Here is a 15,187-nt window from a genome sequence, read left to right on the forward strand (position 1 = left end):
TTTCTTTGGAAGACGCCCCGAAGGAAGTCCCCTTGGGGGACAAAGAAAAGTAGGTGCCGCCCCGCACAGGGGCGACGCCAATAAACCAGAAGCAAAACAAGGAAAGGCAAAAAAATCAGCCCCTCTCGCCGATAGCGAGAGCCACAGCCCGAATCCGTTCCCTCTGCACAGCATCCCTGATCATGTCGGGCTTGCCCGCGAACTGCTGTGCAACAGTCCCCGCATCAACAGCCCGCGCAGCAACCAGCGCCATTCTCAACCGCTCAGCCTGCGGATACTCCTGCGCCTCGAACCCCAGGCGCCCACGGGCATCAGCCTCGCAAGCCTGCAGCGCCTCAGCAAACCGCGCCGGCTTGCGCAAGGCATCACACCGTTCAAGCAAGCGCACGAGCCCCGCAGCGCCGGTCTTCATCACGCGATGGATATTCCCATGCTCCCGCGCCACGAGCACCGCCAACTCGCGACACTCATTCGGCGCTCTCAAGCGATCGCACAAAGGCTTCAGCAAGTCGACGCTACGCCCCTCATGCCCGATATGCCGCGGTAAAACATCGTCCGGCGTCCCCGCCTTCCCGAGGTCGTGCGTCAACGCCGCAAACCGCACCGCGAGCGCATAACCTTGCGCGGCAGCATGATCCACCACCATCATCACGTGCACGCCCGAATCGACCTCCGGGTGATAGTCCGCCCGTTGCGGCACACCGAAGAGTGCATCGATTTCCGGCAACACCCGCGCCAGCGCGCCACACGAACGCAGCACCTCGAACATCCGCGACGGTTTCTTCTCCATCAGCCCACGCGACACTTCCTGCCATACGCGCTCAGGCACCAGCGCGTCGACCTCGCCCGCAGCGACCATCTTCTGCATCAGCGTCAGCGTTTCCGGCGCCACCGTAAAGTCGGCGAAGCGCGCCGCAAACCGCGCCACCCGCAGTATCCGCACCGGATCTTCGAGAAATGCATCGCTGACATGCCGGAACGCACGCGCCCGCAGATCGGCCTGACCGTTGAACGGATCGATCACCGGGCCAGTCAACTCACCATCCGGCCGGACTTCGCGCGCCATCGCGTTGATCGTCAAATCGCGACGCGCCAGGTCTTCTTCGAGCGTGACCTCCGGCGCATAAAAGAACTGGAAGCCGTGATAGCCCGCCGCAGTCTTGCGCTCGGTGCGCGCGAGCGCGTATTCCTCGTGCGTGTCGGGATGCAGAAACACCGGGAAATCCTTGCCCACCGGCCGATATCCCTGCGCCACCATCTGCTCGGGCGTCGCGCCGACAACCACGTAATCGCGATCCTGTACCGGCGCACCGAGCAGTTCGTCGCGGATCGCGCCGCCTACCGCGTAAATATTCACGCGCAGGTGTCGTAAACCGACACACGATGCGTCTCGCGCAGCGCATCGTCGATCCACGCGTGCACCGCCGGCTGTGCCGTCACGCGCTGCGCGTAAGCGGCAGACGCTTTCGACAACGCCGGCTGCCAGGTATTGAATCGCATCACGACCGGCGCATACATCGCGTCGGCAATCCCGAACTCGCCGAACAGGAACGGCCCGCCATGCCTTTCAAGGCAGTCTCGCCACAGTGCATCGATACGCGCGACGTCGGCCAGCGCACCCGGCGCCGCACCCTTGCCGGGAAACGATGCGCGGATATTCATCCACATGTTCGAACGCAGATCGCCAAAGCCCGAATGCATTTCGGCGCTGACACTGCGCGCTTGCGCCCGGACAACCGGATCGCGCGGCCACATCGCGTGCTGGGGGAAACACTCGGCGAGCGTCTCGCAGATCGCGAGCGAATCCCACACGGATGAGCCGTCATCGGCAACGAGGCAGGGCACCTTTCCCGAAGGCGCATGTTCCGTGATCGCGGCCTTCGTGTTCGCCTCGTTGAGCGGAATCAGCACTTCGTCGAAGGGAATACCGAAATGCTTCAGCAGCAGCCACGGCCGCATCGACCACGACGAATAATTCTTGTCACCAATGATGAGCTTCATGCTTCCTTGAAAGAGTGAAAAAATCAGATTTACCGGCCCGCATTCGCGCGGAACGTATTGAACCGCGAACGCATCGACGCGCCCGTCAGGTACACCGGCGCAATCGTTTCGATGCTCGCGGGCTCGATGCCGAGTTCCGGCGCGAGCGGTCCGCTCAGCACGCTGTCTACTTTCATCGAATCGAGGTTGTCGCGCGTGATCACCGGCTCGCCGGGCGCCAGTTCGAACGTCAGCGCCTGCAGGCGCGCCAGCGCCTCCGGCAGGCGTACGATCTTCGCGTGACGACCAATCGTGTCGCCGCAGAACTTGACCAGCTGCTCGAGCGTGTACACGGTCGGGCCGCCGAGTTCGTACGTGCGGCCAACGGCGGCATCCAGATCGAGCACGTCGACGATTGCCTTCGCCACATCGCCCACGAACACCGGCTGGAACTTCGCATCCGGCATCGCGAGCGGAATCACCGGAAACACGCGTTGCAGGAACGCGAACTTGTTGAGAAACGCATCCTCCGGCCCGAACACCACCGACGGCCGGAAAATCGTCGACGCCAGCGCGGCCTGACGCACGGCCTTTTCGCCATCCCCCTTCGAGCGCAGGTACATGCTCGGCCCTTTCGGATCCGCGCCGATCGCGCTCACGTGGATCAGCCGATGCACCCCCTTGCCTTCGCAGGCGGCGACAATCTTTGTCGGCAATTCGACGTGCGCTTTCGCAAACTCCGGGCCGTACGGATTGCCGCGGCTCGAATGCAGCACCCCGACCAGATTGATCACCGCATCCGCGTTCTCGACAAAGCGTGCGAGTTCGACCGGATCGAACACATCGGTTTCGATCACGTCGATGGGCAATAGCGTGAGATGACGGGCGTTGTAGCGTCGGCGGGTGGCAATGCGCACGTCCTTGCCGAGTTCGACAAGCGCGTTCACGAGATGACTGCCAATAAACCCTGAACCGCCGACGATCGCGATGGCTTGATGTCGCATTTTCGACTCCCCTTGTGGAAGCCGCGGCAACGGCTGGCGAGGCGGCCGCCGCGTGAGGCGCGGCGGCGTGGCGCGGGCGCTGGAATTTATGGTGCGATGTAGCCCAGACGCGCCTTCAGCGATTGCGGACGGCCTTCAAACAATGCCGCGTAGTAGACCGTGTTCGACAACACATTCTTGACGTAGTCGCGGGTTTCCTGGAACGGGATCGTCTCCGCAAAAATCGCACCCTCAACCGGATGCGCCAAACCCTGCCGCCATGCGCGCGGACGGCCGGGACCGGCGTTGTATCCAGCGGTAGCGAGTACAGCAGACCCGTCGAACTGATTGTAGATCATCGACAGATAGTTGGTGCCGAGCAGGATATTGGTGTTGATGTCGTTCATCTGCGCACGCGAGATGGGCCCAAGACCGATCTTCTTCGCGACCAGCTGCGCGGTGCCCGGCATCAACTGCATCAAGCCGCTCGCGCCCACTTCGGAACGCGCGTTCATGATGAAGCGCGACTCCTGGCGGATCAGCCCGTAAGCCCATTCGACGTCGAGGCCGGTCGCCTGCGCGTCGCGCTCGACGATATCGCGGAACGGCGACAGATAGCGCAGCGAGAAATCGTGCTCGGTCTTCGTCCGGTCGGCGGTGTTGACGGTGCGATCGTACAGCTCGATGCGGCGCGCGTATTCGGCCAGAGCCAGCAACTGGCGGTCGGTCATGCTGCGCAGCGGCCAGTTCCACTCACGATTGCCTTCGAGCCGCAGGTTCAACGCGTAGAACCGCTGCGCAAGCTGCAAGCCCGGCGTGTTGCCCGCCTGTGCGACTTCGGCGTCCGTCACGGTGGTCTTCTGGGGCACCGTGATCTTCTGGCCAAGTTCTTCGGCGGCCAGCTGGCCGTAGAAGTTGTAGCCCTGCGCGATCTGCTCGAATTCCTGATTCGCCCGCACGGTGTCGCCGCTTTGCTTCAGCGCACGCGCGTGCCAGTAAACCCACGACGGCTGGTTGCGCAGCGACGGCGGCATCTGCTCGATCGACCAGCGTACCATCGTCCAGTCGCCCGCGAGCAGCGCGGTGCGCGTGCGCCATTCGTAGGCAGGATTCGACAGCGGCGCATTCGCCGACAGGCGATACCAGTCGACGGCGGCCGGCATCTGCTTCGCCGCCGCCTGATAGGCGATCGTGCCCCAGCCGATCCCGCGTTCAGCCGCTGTGAGCGACGGCGCCACCGACCCGAAGGTCGCGGCGGCCATCGCCGGATCGTTGCGCGCCATGCGCGTGATTGCCAGCAGCGCCAGCTGATGCGACTGAGGATCGGCGCTGACGCCCGCTGCGAGCAACAGCGGCGGCGTACTCGCGGCCTGATTGAACAACACCGGATCGGGTGGCCGGTTGCCGAGCGCATCGACCAGCCTGCTGCCGGTGTTGGTTTCGTTTTGCTCGTACGCGAGACGGATCTGCTGCCAGACGTCGTCGGTGGAGAACTGCTGGTTGATCGCGAGCGACGTGATCAGATCGACGCAGCCGTCGCCGTACACCTTCGGATCGACGAGCAACGCGCGTGCTGCATCGGCGACATTTTCGCCGCGCGCCGCGCGCGATTCGAGCGCGTAGCACTTCACCTGCGTGTCGTCGTTCAGCACGAAGCGCGCGTATTGCTCGTCGAAGTTGCGCCAGTCGTGGCGCGCGCCGAGCACGACCAGGTAGTCGTTGCGCATGCGGTCGGCGATGGCCTGGCCGTCGTACTTTTGCAGGAACGCCACCACCGGCGCGTCGGGCGCGTCGATGCGCGCATGACCTGAGCTGTCGAAGAGCTGTGGCTTGAGCTGGAAATACTCCAGATATGCCGGCGCTGGATAATCCGGGATCATGCTCGCCAGTTGGGCGGCGCGCGCTGGGTCATTATTACGCGCGGCTTCGCGAAGCTGGATGAAGGTCTGATCTGCGTCAGAGAGCTGGGACAGCTGGGAGACCGGGATGGGGCGGACGGCGGAGGCCGTGCCACATGCGACGAGTGCCGCAGCAGCCAGCGCCGAACCGGCCGCGCGATATACTCGAAAAAGGCGTTTTGACATCGTTGTTTCTGGAGCGCGAATTGAGCCCAAGGATAGCATGCAACCCCATCCCAAAATCGAAAAAGGAACTGCGTAAAACGTTGCTGGAAGCCCGTCTTGACGCGGCGCGCGAGCCGGCGGCAAACGATGCGCTGAAACGTCACGTGCTTGACACGCTAAAGCGCTATCAACCTGCCTGCGTGGGGTTTTACTGGCCGCTTGCAGGCGAGTTCGACGCGCGCGATGCGATTGCCGCATGGCTCGCGTCCGATCCGCAACGACAGGCCGGATTGCCAGTGATCCATGCAGTCGGCAAGCCGCTTGCGTTTCATGCGTGGGTGCCGGAGATGACGATGCGGGACGGGCATCATAGGATTCCGGAACCGGACTCTGGACACGCCGTGATTCCCGACCTGTTGCTGATCCCCTGCGTCGGTTTCGATGAACACGGCTACCGGCTGGGTTATGGCGGCGGTTACTACGACCGCACGCTGGCCACATGGCCAGGCAAAACAAGGCCGGTGACCGTGGGCATCGCCTATGAAGCATGCCGCACGGACGCGCTGCACCGTGAAGCGCACGACATTCCGCTGGACGCGATCGTCACCGACGTCGACCGCTACCCGAAGGTCGTGCAGATCGTGACCAAAGCCTGAGCACGCCCTACAGCGAAGCCGCCGCGCGCGCCGCCGTGTCGTACAGTCCGGAGGCGTTGCGCATCAACTGCGCGGCGTCACCGATCTGCTGATTCGTCAGACCGCTCTCTTTCAGCGTCGCGATCAGGCAACTCTCCCTCACCTCACGATATTTCAGGCACAGGTCGCGGCCCGCCTGGGTTGCCGAGAAAAACACTTCCTTGCCGGTCTTTTCGCTTTTTACATACCCTCTAGCTACGAGCTTCTTCAGTGCATAGGTCGCAACGTGCGTGTCCTCGATGTTCAGCACGAAGCAGATATCGGCCAGTTTCTTGCGGCGCTCGCGATGGCTGACGTGGTGCAGCAGCGACACTTCGATGGCGGTCATGTCCTTGTCGCCCGCCGCCGACATGCAGCGCACCATCCAGCGGTTGAACGCGTTGCCGGCCATGATAAGGGCGTACTCCAGCTCGGATAGTTCCGCGCTTGTTTCAGACACGAGGTGTTCTGAGGAGACGATCTTGGTGGGCTGACGCGACATGGCTAAGGGTCTCGATACAGGTTGGGAATGTGCCGGAAGTGTACGGCACCCGCCCGTCGATGTGAGCCTGGCAAAAACGCTTATTGATAAATTGTAGATAATTTATTGAGAATGTAGGCTATCCAGATTGCATGACGCGAAGCCGGCTGTCTCTTCCGGATCAGCGCGGGCGGTCGGATTTCCGACTCGAACCAGGTCTTTCATGAACCAGCCACGAATCTATCCATTGGGCGACAACGCGCTTGTCTGCGAGTCGGCGCCCCCTGCGACGCTCGATTGCCAGCGGCGCGTCTGGGCGGCCGCCCAAGCGGCGCGCGGCTGGCCGCACGTGCTCGAAGTCGTGCCCGGCATGAACAACCTGACGCTGGTCGTCGATCCGCTCGCCGCCGACCGCGACGCGCTCGCCGACCAGCTGCGCGCCGCCTGGGACGCCGCCAGCGACGCCCCCGCCCCCGGCCGCGAAGTCGACATTCCCGTGCACTACGGCGGCGAAGCCGGGCCGGACCTCGAGGTCGTCGCGAAGCACACAGGGTTGTCACCGAAGGAAGTCGTCGAGCGGCACGCGGCGGGCCGGTACATCGTGTTCTTTCTCGGTTTCCAGCCAGGTTTCGCCTACATGGGCGGTCTCGACGAAAAGCTGCATACGCCGCGCCGTGCAGAGCCACGGCTCGAGGTGCCGGCCGGCTCGGTCGGGATCGGCGGGGCGCAGACCGGGGTCTATCCGGCGAGTTCGCCAGGCGGCTGGCAGTTGATCGGGCGCACCCATGTGCCGCTCTTCGATCCGGCGCGCACGCCGCCCACCTTGCTGCAACCGGGCGACCAGGTACGCTTTGTAGTCGCGGGGGTGCAAGCATGATCGACATCATTCGCGCGGGTCTTCTGACCACGGTTCAGGATCTCGGGCGGCACGGCTACCGGCATCTCGGCGTGTCGATGGGCGGCGCGCTCGACCGTCTGTCGCTCGAAGTCGGCAATCGCCTCGTCGGCAACCGGCCGGACGCGGCCGGCCTCGAAATCACCCTGGGTCCCGTTACGCTGCGCTTTGCGCGCCCGACGCGGATCGCGATCACCGGCACCGACTTCAGCGCGACGCTCGACGGCCAACCGGTCTACTCATGGTGGAGCCTGCCCGTGCAGGCGAACCAGGAACTCGCGCTGCAGCCGGCGAGGCGCGGCATGCGCGGCTATGTGGCCGTCGCCGGCGGCATCGACGTGCTGCCGATGCTCGGCTCGCGCAGCACCGATCTTGGCGCCGGCTTCGGAGGTCTCGGCGGCCGCGCGCTGCGCGACGGCGACCGCCTGCCGGTCGGCGCGCCGCTCACGCGCCCCGGCTCCTGGTTCAGCCCGGACGCCCCCGAGTTCGGCGTGAAGGCGCCGGCCTGGTGCAAGTTCGTGCTGGTCAACGAGCCGCTGCGGCGCGGGCGTCATCCGTCGAATGTGCCGTGGGCGGTGTCGATCCGCGTGCTGCCGGGCCCCGAGTACGACAGCTTCACCGCCGAAGCACAGAAAACCTTCTGGTCCGACGAATGGCTGGTCACCCCGAACAGCAACCGGATGGGCTATCGCCTCGCGGGCGTGGCGCTCAAACGGACACACAAGACCGATCTGCTGTCGCACGCGGTGCTGCCGGGCACGATCCAGGTGCCGCCCAACGGCCAGCCGATCGTGCTGATGAGCGACGCACAGACGACGGGCGGCTATCCGAAGATCGGCGCCGTGATCCAGGCCGACATGTGGAAGCTCGCGCAGGTGCGGCTGAACGGCGCCGTGCGCTTCATCCCGACCACATCAGACGAAGCGCGTCAGGCGCTTGACGAAGAACGCGCGTATCTGCGGCAGATCGATGCCGCAATCGCGATGCACCAAGAACGCTGCGCGCGCCAGCCGGCGCTGGCGGCACTCCAGGACAAGTAGGAGAACACCATGCAAATCGATTTGAACGCCGATCTCGGCGAAGGATGCGGATCCGACGAGGCACTGCTCGATCTCGTCAGCTCGGCGAACATCGCGTGCGGCTGGCACGCGGGCGGCGCCAACGCGATGCGCGAGTGCGTGCGCTGGGCGGTGCAGAAAGGCGTGTCGATCGGCGCGCACCCGGGCTTCAACGATCCGGAGAATTTCGGCCGCAAGGAGATGGACCTGCCGGCGGGCGACATCTACGCCGGCGTGCTGTACCAGCTTGGCGCGCTGTCGGCGATCGCGCAGGCCGAAGGCGGTCGCATCGCGCACGTCAAACCGCACGGCGCGCTCTACAACCAGGCCGCACGCGACCCGAAGATCGCCGATGCGATTGCGTCGGCGGTCCACGACTTCGATCCGTCGCTGTCGATGTTCGCGCTGGCCAACAGCGAGCTCGTGACAGCAGCGCGTGAAGCCGGCCTGACCGCCGTCGAAGAAGTGTTCGCCGACCGTGGCTATCGCGCGGACGGCTCGCTCGTGCCGCGCAAGGAGCCGGGCGCCCTGCTCGACGACGAAGACCTCGTGCTCGAACGCACGCTCGCGATGGTGCGCGAGCGGCGCGTACAGGCTGTCGACGGCCAGTGGGTTCCGCTCAACCCCCAGACGATCTGCCTGCACGGCGACGGCCCGCACGCACTCGCGTTCGCGCGGCGCATCCGCGCGGCGCTCGCTGAAGCCGGGATCGCCGTTCATGCGGCCAGCGCCGCGCGCGTCTGAACAGCGCGAACCTGCCTGCGATCACGATTCCCCAACGCCCCGCTTCAAGCGGGGCGTTGGCCAGATGCAGGAGATCATCGAAGTACGGAAGTAGAAGACGCAGTTCTGAAACGCTGAAGTCAAAGCGGCCGCCTGGAGCCGCTCAAGCAAGGACGACCCGCGGCACTCGCGCGCGCCGTTCAATACGCGCCGCCACGAGCGGCAACCGGTTCAACCGGAAAAACCCTGTTTGGAGATCCACATGCAGACAACAGTCAGTTTATGGCCTCTCATTGGCGTGGCCGTCATCATCGTCGGGTTTGTGTTGCGCTTCAACCCGATGCTGATCGTGGCCGCGGCGGCCATCGCCACCGGACTCGCCGCGCACTTTCCGCCAGACAAGATTCTCGCGGCGATCGGCACCGGCTTCATCAAGACCCGCAACATCCCGCTCATCATCCTGCTGCCGCTCGCGGTCATCGGGCTGCTTGAACGACACGGCCTGCGCGAGCGTGCGCAGATATGGATTTCCAGCATCAAGGCGGCGACCGCAGGGCGTCTCCTGATTGTCTATCTGCTGGTGCGTGAACTGACCGCCGCAGTCGGGCTGACCGGGCTCGGCGGTCATCCGCAGATGGTGCGCCCACTGATCGCGCCGATGGCCGAGGGCGCCACCGAAAGCCGCTTCGGCAAGATCAGCGACGCGGTGCGTTTCCGTCTACGCGCGTACTCGGCGGCAACCGACAACGTCGGGCTTTTTTTCGGTGAGGACATCTTCGTCGCGTTCGGTGCGATCGTGCTGATGGTCACCTTCCTCAAGGAAGCAGGCATCACCGTCGAACCGATGCATGTGGCCGTGTGGGGCATCCCGACCGCGATCTGCGCATTCCTGATCCACGGCTTCCGGCTCTGGCTGCTCGACCGCAAACTCGAACGTGAACTGCGCGGCAACCTGTCCGCAGGCGCCGCGCAAAAGCCGGCGGCAACCCGCACGGCCGCGGGCGCATCGGGAGACCGCGCATGATCACGATCAACTACCTGTTCTGGCTGCTGGGGATTGTGCTGCTGATCGTGGGCGGCATGATCATGACGGATCGCGAACATCCGCGCCGCTTCACCGCGGGCGGCTTCTGGATCCTCTACGCATTGATCTTCCTCGTCGGCGACAGGCTGCCGCCGGAAGTCGTCGGCGTGCTGGTGATCGTCATGGCGGTGATCGCCGGTTTTGGCGGCGTCACGGCAGCGAAGCCCAAGGTATTGTCCGAAGAGGTTCGTCGTGCGAGCGCGCGGCGTCTCGGCAACAAGCTCTTCGTTCCCGCGTTGACGATTCCGGTCGTCACGGTCGTGTTGACGCTGTCGGCCAGCCATCTCGTGTTCGGCGGCATGCCGCTCATCGAACTGAAGAACGTCACGCTGATTGGCTTCGGCATCGGGTGCGTGATTGCGCTTGCCGTCGCGTGTCTGATGACACGCGATACCGTCGGCCAGTCGACGAAGGAAGCGCGACGGCTCGTCGATGCCCTGTCGTGGGCTGCCGTGCTGCCGCAGATGCTCGGCATGCTCGGCCTCGTGTTCTCGGACGCGGGTGTCGGCAAGGCGGTCGCGCATCTGACCATCGCTTACGTCAATCTCGACTACCGGATCGTCGCGGTCGCCGTGTACTGCATCGGCATGGCGCTCTTCACGATGGTGATGGGCAATGGCTTCGCCGCGTTTCCGGTGATGACGGGTGGCGTGGGCGTACCGATCCTCGTCGGTGTGTTTCATGGCAACCCGGCCGTGATGGTCGCGATCGGCATGTTCTCGGGATACTGCGGCACGCTGATGACGCCGATGGCCGCGAACTTCAACATGGTGCCGGCTGCGCTGCTCGAACTGCCGGACAAGAACGCGGTGATCAAGGTTCAGGTGCCGACCGCGCTGCCGTTGCTGGTCGTGAACATTCTCCTGCTGAACTTCCTGATGTTCCTGTAAGGGCTGCCGTGTGGTGAGATCGGGCGCGGCGCATGACGCCGCCCCCGATCACCTTTCGTCGCCCCGCATCATCCCGGCTCAACCACAAATCCCCGCTCCCTCAAGAGCGCCAGCACGCCCTTCGGTCCGCCCAGGTGCAGCGCGCCGATCGCGACGAATATGGGTTTATTCGGCGCGGCGATCGCAATCATCCGCGACACGAAACGCCGGTTCCGCTCGAACACGATCTTGTTGTCGATCGAAGCGGACAGCCGATGGTCACGTGCCAGTTTCTCGGACTTTGCCGTTTCCCACGCCGCAATCGCGTCCGCATCGCCGACCTGCCAGAGACGGTGCAACGTTTGCACATCGGCGACGTTGTCAGCGGGCGTCTGCACCAGATCCTGCGCGACCATTTCGCGTTGCTGCGCGAGCGTCAGTCCCGTGAACGCACGCATCTGTTCGGACAGCGTCTCGAGGCCCACGATCTTGCCGCGCGTGCGCAGGTAGACGTTCTGCAACTGTGCTTCGGTGCCGTACTCGGTCTGCAGGCCGGCGCTCAGCGAAACGTAGGTTTCGACCAGCAGCGACGCGAGCCACGGACGCATCTTCTTGATCTCTTCGAGCGCCGCGGGATTGTCACGCAGCCGGTACGCGAGCTTGCGCCACAACGGATCCGGCAACAACCGCGGCAGACATTCGCGCGTACAGACGCCGTATTTCGACACGTCGTCCTGCGACACCAGCAGATCGTCCGGCGACAGTTCGAGCGCGAGGATGGGTGAAGCCGCGAGCGCGGCCAGGATCGACTTGCGAAACGGCTGGTCCGGCGGATAGTCGGACGGGTCGCCAACGTGCAATGTGCCGAGCACGTAAATGGTTGTGGTGCCGCGCGTGGCGACATAGAACGGCATGCGCGCGGGCGGCCTGCGGACCGGACCGCCGGCCGTGGTGCCGGGACTCGCCGCCGGCGGATTAAAACCGGGCAGCGCGGCGGGCGGCGCGGCAGGAGGCGCAGGTGCGCCCGCAACCGGCCGCCCGGCCTGCACCGGCGTATTCGCCGACGCACCCGCGGCATACGCCACCGGAATTGGCAGCAGCACGCCGCACGGCGCCAGAACAAGCGAAGCGCATGCGAGCCGCGACGCCGCCCAGCGCCGCTCGAGCACAACGACGAGGCCGCCAGATCGGGCTACGACGCAAACAACAGCGCTGACAACAGCACTGGCGATCACGCCGGCACCCCAGGAGACGACCATCAATGCGGCCAGCAAGAAGGCCATCAAGAAAGCCGCAAACACGACAGTGAAGGCGGCCGTGCAGACGACACACCGCCCACCTTCACGCAGGCGGCGCGCAGGACGGCGCGCCGCCAACGCATCAGGCATCCGGGTCCCCTACCTCCTCGGCACGGTGGCACGACACCTGACGGCCATCCACTTCGCGCAGCTTCGGCTCTTCGCTTCGGCAGCGGTCGATCGCATACGGGCAGCGCTGATGAAACGTGCAGCCCGACGGCGGATTGAGCGGCGACGGCATTTCGCCCTGCAGCTTGATCTGGATGCGACGATCGGCTTCGAAGATCGATGGCGTCGCCGACATCAGCGCGCGTGTGTACGGGTGCCGCGGCCGGCCGAAGATCGTCTTCCTGTCACCCAGTTCTACTACAGCGCCGAAGTACATCACCATCACATCGTCGGCGACGTGTTCGACTACCGACAGGTTGTGCGAGATGAAGACATAGCTCGTCTTGAACTGGTCCTGCAGGTCCATGAACAGGTTCAGGATCTGCGCCTGGATCGACACGTCGAGCGCGGACACGGGTTCGTCGGCAACGACGATCTGCGGATCGAGAATCATCGCGCGCGCGATCGCCACGCGCTGACGCTGACCGCCCGAGAACATATGCGGATAGCGTTTGGCGTGCTCGGGCCGCAGGCCCACGGTGCGCATCATCTGCGCGATCCGTTCGGCGCGCTCGGCGGTGCTTGCTTGCGTGTTGATCGCCAGCGGCTCGCCGAGCGTCTGTTCGACGGTCTTGCGCGGATTCAGCGATGCAAACGGATTTTGAAACACCATCTGCACACGCCGGCGCAACGCCGCGATCTTCGCATGATCGGCGCCCGCGACATCTTCACCGTCGATCAGAAGACGCCCGGACGTCGGCGCTTCGATCATCGTCAGTTGCCGCGCGAGCGTCGACTTGCCGCAGCCGGACTCGCCGACCACGGCGAGCGTCTTGCCCCGCTCGAGCGAGAACGACACGCCGTTGAGCGCCTTGACCGTGCCATGGCCGAACATGCCGCGCTTCACGGTGTAATACCGCGCGAGCTGGTCGGCGATCAGCACCTTGTCGCCCGTGGATTGAGGGCGCCGCGTTTCGGGTACTGCATTCATCGTGCGCCTCCCTGGGGTTGTGTTTTCGTGTGGACGTTCGCGTCGCCGGTCAGGTTCAGCGGCTTGATGCAGCGCACCTGAGTCGCTTCACCATGATCCGGCAACGGCCCGAGCGCGGGCCGCGCCTTCATGCAGTCGTCGACGACGTACTTGCAGCGCGGCGCGAAGAGGCACCCACGCGGCCGGTCATCGCGACCCGGCACCATGCCCGGCAGCGCGGCAAGCCGTACCGCGCCGACGTTATGCTCGGGAATCGCCGCCAGCAGCGCCTCCGTGTACGGATGATGGGGCGCGGCGAAGATATCCGGCACGCGGTTCGTCTCGATGACTTCGCCCGCATACATCACGGCCACGCGTTGCGCGACTTCCGACACGACAGCGAGATCGTGCGAAATCAGCACGAGCGCCATGCCGCGTTCCTTCTGCAGCCTCACGAGCAGTTCCATGATCTGCGCCTGGATCGTCACGTCGAGCGCGGTGGTCGGCTCGTCGGCGATCAGCAGCTTCGGATTGCACGCGACGGCCATCGCGATCATCACGCGCTGGTTCATCCCGCCCGACATCTGATGCGGAAACGACGTGATGCGGTTCTTCGCGTCGGGAATCCCCACCTGATCCAGCAGTTCCACCGCACGCCGGTGCAGCGCGTCGCCGCGCAGGCCTTCGTGCAGCTTCAACACTTCCTTGATCTGGTAGCCGACGGTGTAGCTCGGATTCAGGCTCGTCAGCGCGTCCTGAAAGACCATGGCGATGTCCTTGCCGATGATCCTGCGGCGCGCGCTCGCGGAAGCCTTCAGCAGATCCTTGCCGTCGAAGGTGATTTCGTCGGCGGTTACCTTGCCGGGCGCGTCGATGAGGCCCATCAGCGCCATCATCGTCACGCTCTTGCCCGAGCCCGATTCGCCGACCACGCCCACCACTTCGCCAGGCGCCACGTTCAGGTTGATCCGGTCGACAGCGGGCAAGCCGCTGAAATTCACCGAGAGATTGCGGATGGTCAATAGATTGCTCATATCAGGCCATCCGTTTCAGTTTGGGATCGAGCGCATCGCGCAGCCCGTCGCCAAGCAGGTTGATCGACAGCACCGAAATCAGAATGGAGAGACCAGGCATCGTGACGATCCACCATGCGCTGTCGATGTAATCGCGCGCCGATGCCAGCATCGCGCCCCACTCCGCCGAAGGCGGTTGTACGCCGAGGCCGAGAAAGCCGAGTGCCGCGGCATCGAGAATCGCGGACGAAAAACCGAGCGTCGCCTGCACGATCAGCGGCGCGGTGCAGTTCGGCAGCACCTGCGAGAACATCAGACGCAGCGTGCCCGCACCTGCGACGCGCGAAGCCGTCACGTATTCCTTCTGCAGTTCGCCGAGCGCCGATGCGCGCGTGAGACGCACATAACCCGGCAGTGCAACGATTGCGATTGCAAGCATCGTATTCGTCAAACCCGGACCGATGATCGCGACGACCGCGACCGCAAGCAGCAGCGACGGCAGCGCGAGCAGCACGTCCATGATGCGCATGATCGGCGTGTCGGCCCAGTTCTGGAAGAACGCGGCGATGAGACCGAGCACGATGCCCGGAATCAGCGCCAGCACCACCGATACGAAGCCGATCCAGAACGACAGCCGCGCGCCGTACATCAGACGCGAGAGGATGTCGCGGCCCGCTTCGTCAGTGCCGAGGATGAACTTCCAGTTGCCGCCGGCAAGCCACGCCGGCGGAATCTTCACGGAGTCGCGATACTGCTCGATCGGGCTGTGCGGCGCGATCAGCGGCGCGAAGATCGCGACGAAGATCAACACCAGCACGATGACGCCCGCGGTCACGGCGCCCCGGTTGCGCGAGAAGTTCGCCCAGAATTCACGGGCTGCAAGTGCGCGGCCGCTGGGCGGCGTCACTGCGGTGGGAACTGTATTTTGAATGTCTGCCATCATGCCTCCCGCAGAGCCGCCTCAAGGGAGGCATGCGCCCCCTTGGGG

Annotated in this window: 15 protein-coding genes; 6 read left to right on the top strand and 9 right to left on the bottom strand. The window is 64.6% G+C overall.

What is annotated here, in order from left to right; genetic code table 11:
- Nucleotides 1-115: 115 nt before the first annotated feature.
- The 4 genes from B0G77_RS05865 to B0G77_RS05880 all read right to left on the bottom strand — a co-directional run bounded on the left by B0G77_RS05865 (nucleotide 116) and on the right by B0G77_RS05880 (nucleotide 5,047).
- The gene (locus B0G77_RS05865; protein ID WP_133661258.1) at nucleotides 116-1,357 is read right to left on the bottom strand and encodes a multifunctional CCA addition/repair protein; all 1,242 of its coding nucleotides are present in this window, start codon (nucleotides 1,355-1,357) and stop codon (nucleotides 116-118) included.
- On the bottom strand, nucleotides 1,354-2,001 hold the full coding sequence (locus B0G77_RS05870; protein WP_133661259.1) for a glutathione S-transferase family protein: 648 nt from the start codon (nucleotides 1,999-2,001) through the stop codon (nucleotides 1,354-1,356). The genes B0G77_RS05865 and B0G77_RS05870 overlap by 4 nt, the downstream gene beginning before the upstream one ends.
- 29 nt (nucleotides 2,002-2,030) lie before the next feature.
- A complete protein-coding gene (locus tag B0G77_RS05875; protein ID WP_133661260.1) occupies nucleotides 2,031-2,984 on the bottom strand; it encodes a complex I NDUFA9 subunit family protein in 954 nt (317 codons plus the stop codon).
- An 86-nt stretch (nucleotides 2,985-3,070) separates the two neighbouring features.
- The gene (locus tag B0G77_RS05880) at nucleotides 3,071-5,047 is read right to left on the bottom strand and encodes a lytic transglycosylase domain-containing protein (RefSeq protein WP_133661261.1); all 1,977 of its coding nucleotides are present in this window, start codon (nucleotides 5,045-5,047) and stop codon (nucleotides 3,071-3,073) included.
- Between the two features lie 8 nt (nucleotides 5,048-5,055).
- On the opposite strand from B0G77_RS05880, the gene B0G77_RS05885 reads away from it, so the two are divergent.
- Complete coding sequence (locus tag B0G77_RS05885; RefSeq protein ID WP_166656219.1) at nucleotides 5,056-5,682, top strand: 5-formyltetrahydrofolate cyclo-ligase; 627 nt, start codon at nucleotides 5,056-5,058, stop codon at nucleotides 5,680-5,682.
- A gap of 7 nt (nucleotides 5,683-5,689) precedes the next feature.
- On the opposite strand, the gene B0G77_RS05890 is transcribed toward B0G77_RS05885, so the two are convergent.
- Nucleotides 5,690-6,202: a winged helix DNA-binding protein gene (locus B0G77_RS05890; protein WP_133661263.1), complete on the bottom strand. Its 513-nt coding sequence runs from the start codon at nucleotides 6,200-6,202 to the stop codon at nucleotides 5,690-5,692.
- 202 nt (nucleotides 6,203-6,404) lie between these two features.
- On the opposite strand from B0G77_RS05890, the gene pxpB reads away from it, so the two are divergent.
- From pxpB to B0G77_RS05915, 5 genes are all read left to right on the top strand, one after another.
- Nucleotides 6,405-7,058: a 5-oxoprolinase subunit PxpB gene (gene pxpB, locus B0G77_RS05895; protein WP_133661264.1), complete on the top strand. Its 654-nt coding sequence runs from the start codon at nucleotides 6,405-6,407 to the stop codon at nucleotides 7,056-7,058.
- On the top strand, nucleotides 7,055-8,116 hold the full coding sequence (locus tag B0G77_RS05900) for a biotin-dependent carboxyltransferase family protein (RefSeq protein WP_133661265.1): 1,062 nt from the start codon (nucleotides 7,055-7,057) through the stop codon (nucleotides 8,114-8,116). Before pxpB ends, B0G77_RS05900 begins: the two co-directional genes overlap by 4 nt.
- 9 nt (nucleotides 8,117-8,125) lie before the next feature.
- Nucleotides 8,126-8,878, top strand: a complete 753-nt coding sequence (gene pxpA, locus B0G77_RS05905) for a 5-oxoprolinase subunit PxpA (protein WP_133661266.1) — start codon at nucleotides 8,126-8,128, stop codon at nucleotides 8,876-8,878.
- Between the two features lie 241 nt (nucleotides 8,879-9,119).
- Nucleotides 9,120-9,881 carry a DUF969 domain-containing protein gene (locus B0G77_RS05910; RefSeq protein WP_133661267.1) on the top strand — a complete coding sequence of 254 codons (762 nt, stop codon included), beginning with the start codon at nucleotides 9,120-9,122 and terminating at the stop codon, nucleotides 9,879-9,881.
- Nucleotides 9,878-10,831, top strand: coding sequence for a DUF979 domain-containing protein (locus B0G77_RS05915; RefSeq protein ID WP_133661268.1), 954 nt, complete (start codon nucleotides 9,878-9,880; stop codon nucleotides 10,829-10,831). The genes B0G77_RS05910 and B0G77_RS05915 overlap by 4 nt, the downstream gene beginning before the upstream one ends.
- A gap of 68 nt (nucleotides 10,832-10,899) precedes the next feature.
- On the opposite strand, the gene B0G77_RS05920 is transcribed toward B0G77_RS05915, so the two are convergent.
- The 4 genes from B0G77_RS05920 to B0G77_RS05935 are packed head-to-tail and all read right to left on the bottom strand — an operon-like array spanning nucleotide 10,900 to nucleotide 15,139.
- Nucleotides 10,900-12,198 carry a TraB/GumN family protein gene (locus tag B0G77_RS05920; protein ID WP_243750939.1) on the bottom strand — a complete coding sequence of 433 codons (1,299 nt, stop codon included), beginning with the start codon at nucleotides 12,196-12,198 and terminating at the stop codon, nucleotides 10,900-10,902.
- Nucleotides 12,191-13,207, bottom strand: coding sequence for a peptide ABC transporter ATP-binding protein (locus B0G77_RS05925; protein ID WP_133661269.1), 1,017 nt, complete (start codon nucleotides 13,205-13,207; stop codon nucleotides 12,191-12,193). The genes B0G77_RS05920 and B0G77_RS05925 overlap by 8 nt, the downstream gene beginning before the upstream one ends.
- The gene (locus tag B0G77_RS05930; RefSeq protein WP_133661270.1) at nucleotides 13,204-14,220 is read right to left on the bottom strand and encodes an ABC transporter ATP-binding protein; all 1,017 of its coding nucleotides are present in this window, start codon (nucleotides 14,218-14,220) and stop codon (nucleotides 13,204-13,206) included. The genes B0G77_RS05925 and B0G77_RS05930 overlap by 4 nt, the downstream gene beginning before the upstream one ends.
- A gap of 1 nt (nucleotide 14,221) precedes the next feature.
- Nucleotides 14,222-15,139, bottom strand: a complete 918-nt coding sequence (locus B0G77_RS05935) for an ABC transporter permease subunit (RefSeq protein WP_133661271.1) — start codon at nucleotides 15,137-15,139, stop codon at nucleotides 14,222-14,224.
- Nucleotides 15,140-15,187: the final 48 nt, after the last annotated feature.

The organism is Paraburkholderia sp. BL10I2N1 (assembly GCF_004361815.1).
In the GTDB taxonomy this organism is placed as follows: domain Bacteria; phylum Pseudomonadota; class Gammaproteobacteria; order Burkholderiales; family Burkholderiaceae; genus Paraburkholderia.

Coding starts and splice junctions, on each gene's coding strand:
- B0G77_RS05890 (WP_133661263.1), bottom strand. CDS start 6,202: ATGTCGCGTCAGCCCACCAAGATCGTCTCCTCAGAACACCTCGTGTCT.
- B0G77_RS05915 (WP_133661268.1), top strand. CDS start 9,878: ATGATCACGATCAACTACCTGTTCTGGCTGCTGGGGATTGTGCTGCTG.
- B0G77_RS05870 (WP_133661259.1), bottom strand. CDS start 2,001: ATGAAGCTCATCATTGGTGACAAGAATTATTCGTCGTGGTCGATGCGG.
- pxpA (WP_133661266.1), top strand. CDS start 8,126: ATGCAAATCGATTTGAACGCCGATCTCGGCGAAGGATGCGGATCCGAC.
- B0G77_RS05910 (WP_133661267.1), top strand. CDS start 9,120: ATGCAGACAACAGTCAGTTTATGGCCTCTCATTGGCGTGGCCGTCATC.
- B0G77_RS05900 (WP_133661265.1), top strand. CDS start 7,055: ATGATCGACATCATTCGCGCGGGTCTTCTGACCACGGTTCAGGATCTC.
- B0G77_RS05935 (WP_133661271.1), bottom strand. CDS start 15,139: ATGGCAGACATTCAAAATACAGTTCCCACCGCAGTGACGCCGCCCAGC.
- B0G77_RS05930 (WP_133661270.1), bottom strand. CDS start 14,220: ATGAGCAATCTATTGACCATCCGCAATCTCTCGGTGAATTTCAGCGGC.
- B0G77_RS05920 (WP_243750939.1), bottom strand. CDS start 12,198: ATGCCTGATGCGTTGGCGGCGCGCCGTCCTGCGCGCCGCCTGCGTGAA.
- B0G77_RS05880 (WP_133661261.1), bottom strand. CDS start 5,047: ATGTCAAAACGCCTTTTTCGAGTATATCGCGCGGCCGGTTCGGCGCTG.
- B0G77_RS05875 (WP_133661260.1), bottom strand. CDS start 2,984: ATGCGACATCAAGCCATCGCGATCGTCGGCGGTTCAGGGTTTATTGGC.
- B0G77_RS05925 (WP_133661269.1), bottom strand. CDS start 13,207: ATGAATGCAGTACCCGAAACGCGGCGCCCTCAATCCACGGGCGACAAG.
- pxpB (WP_133661264.1), top strand. CDS start 6,405: ATGAACCAGCCACGAATCTATCCATTGGGCGACAACGCGCTTGTCTGC.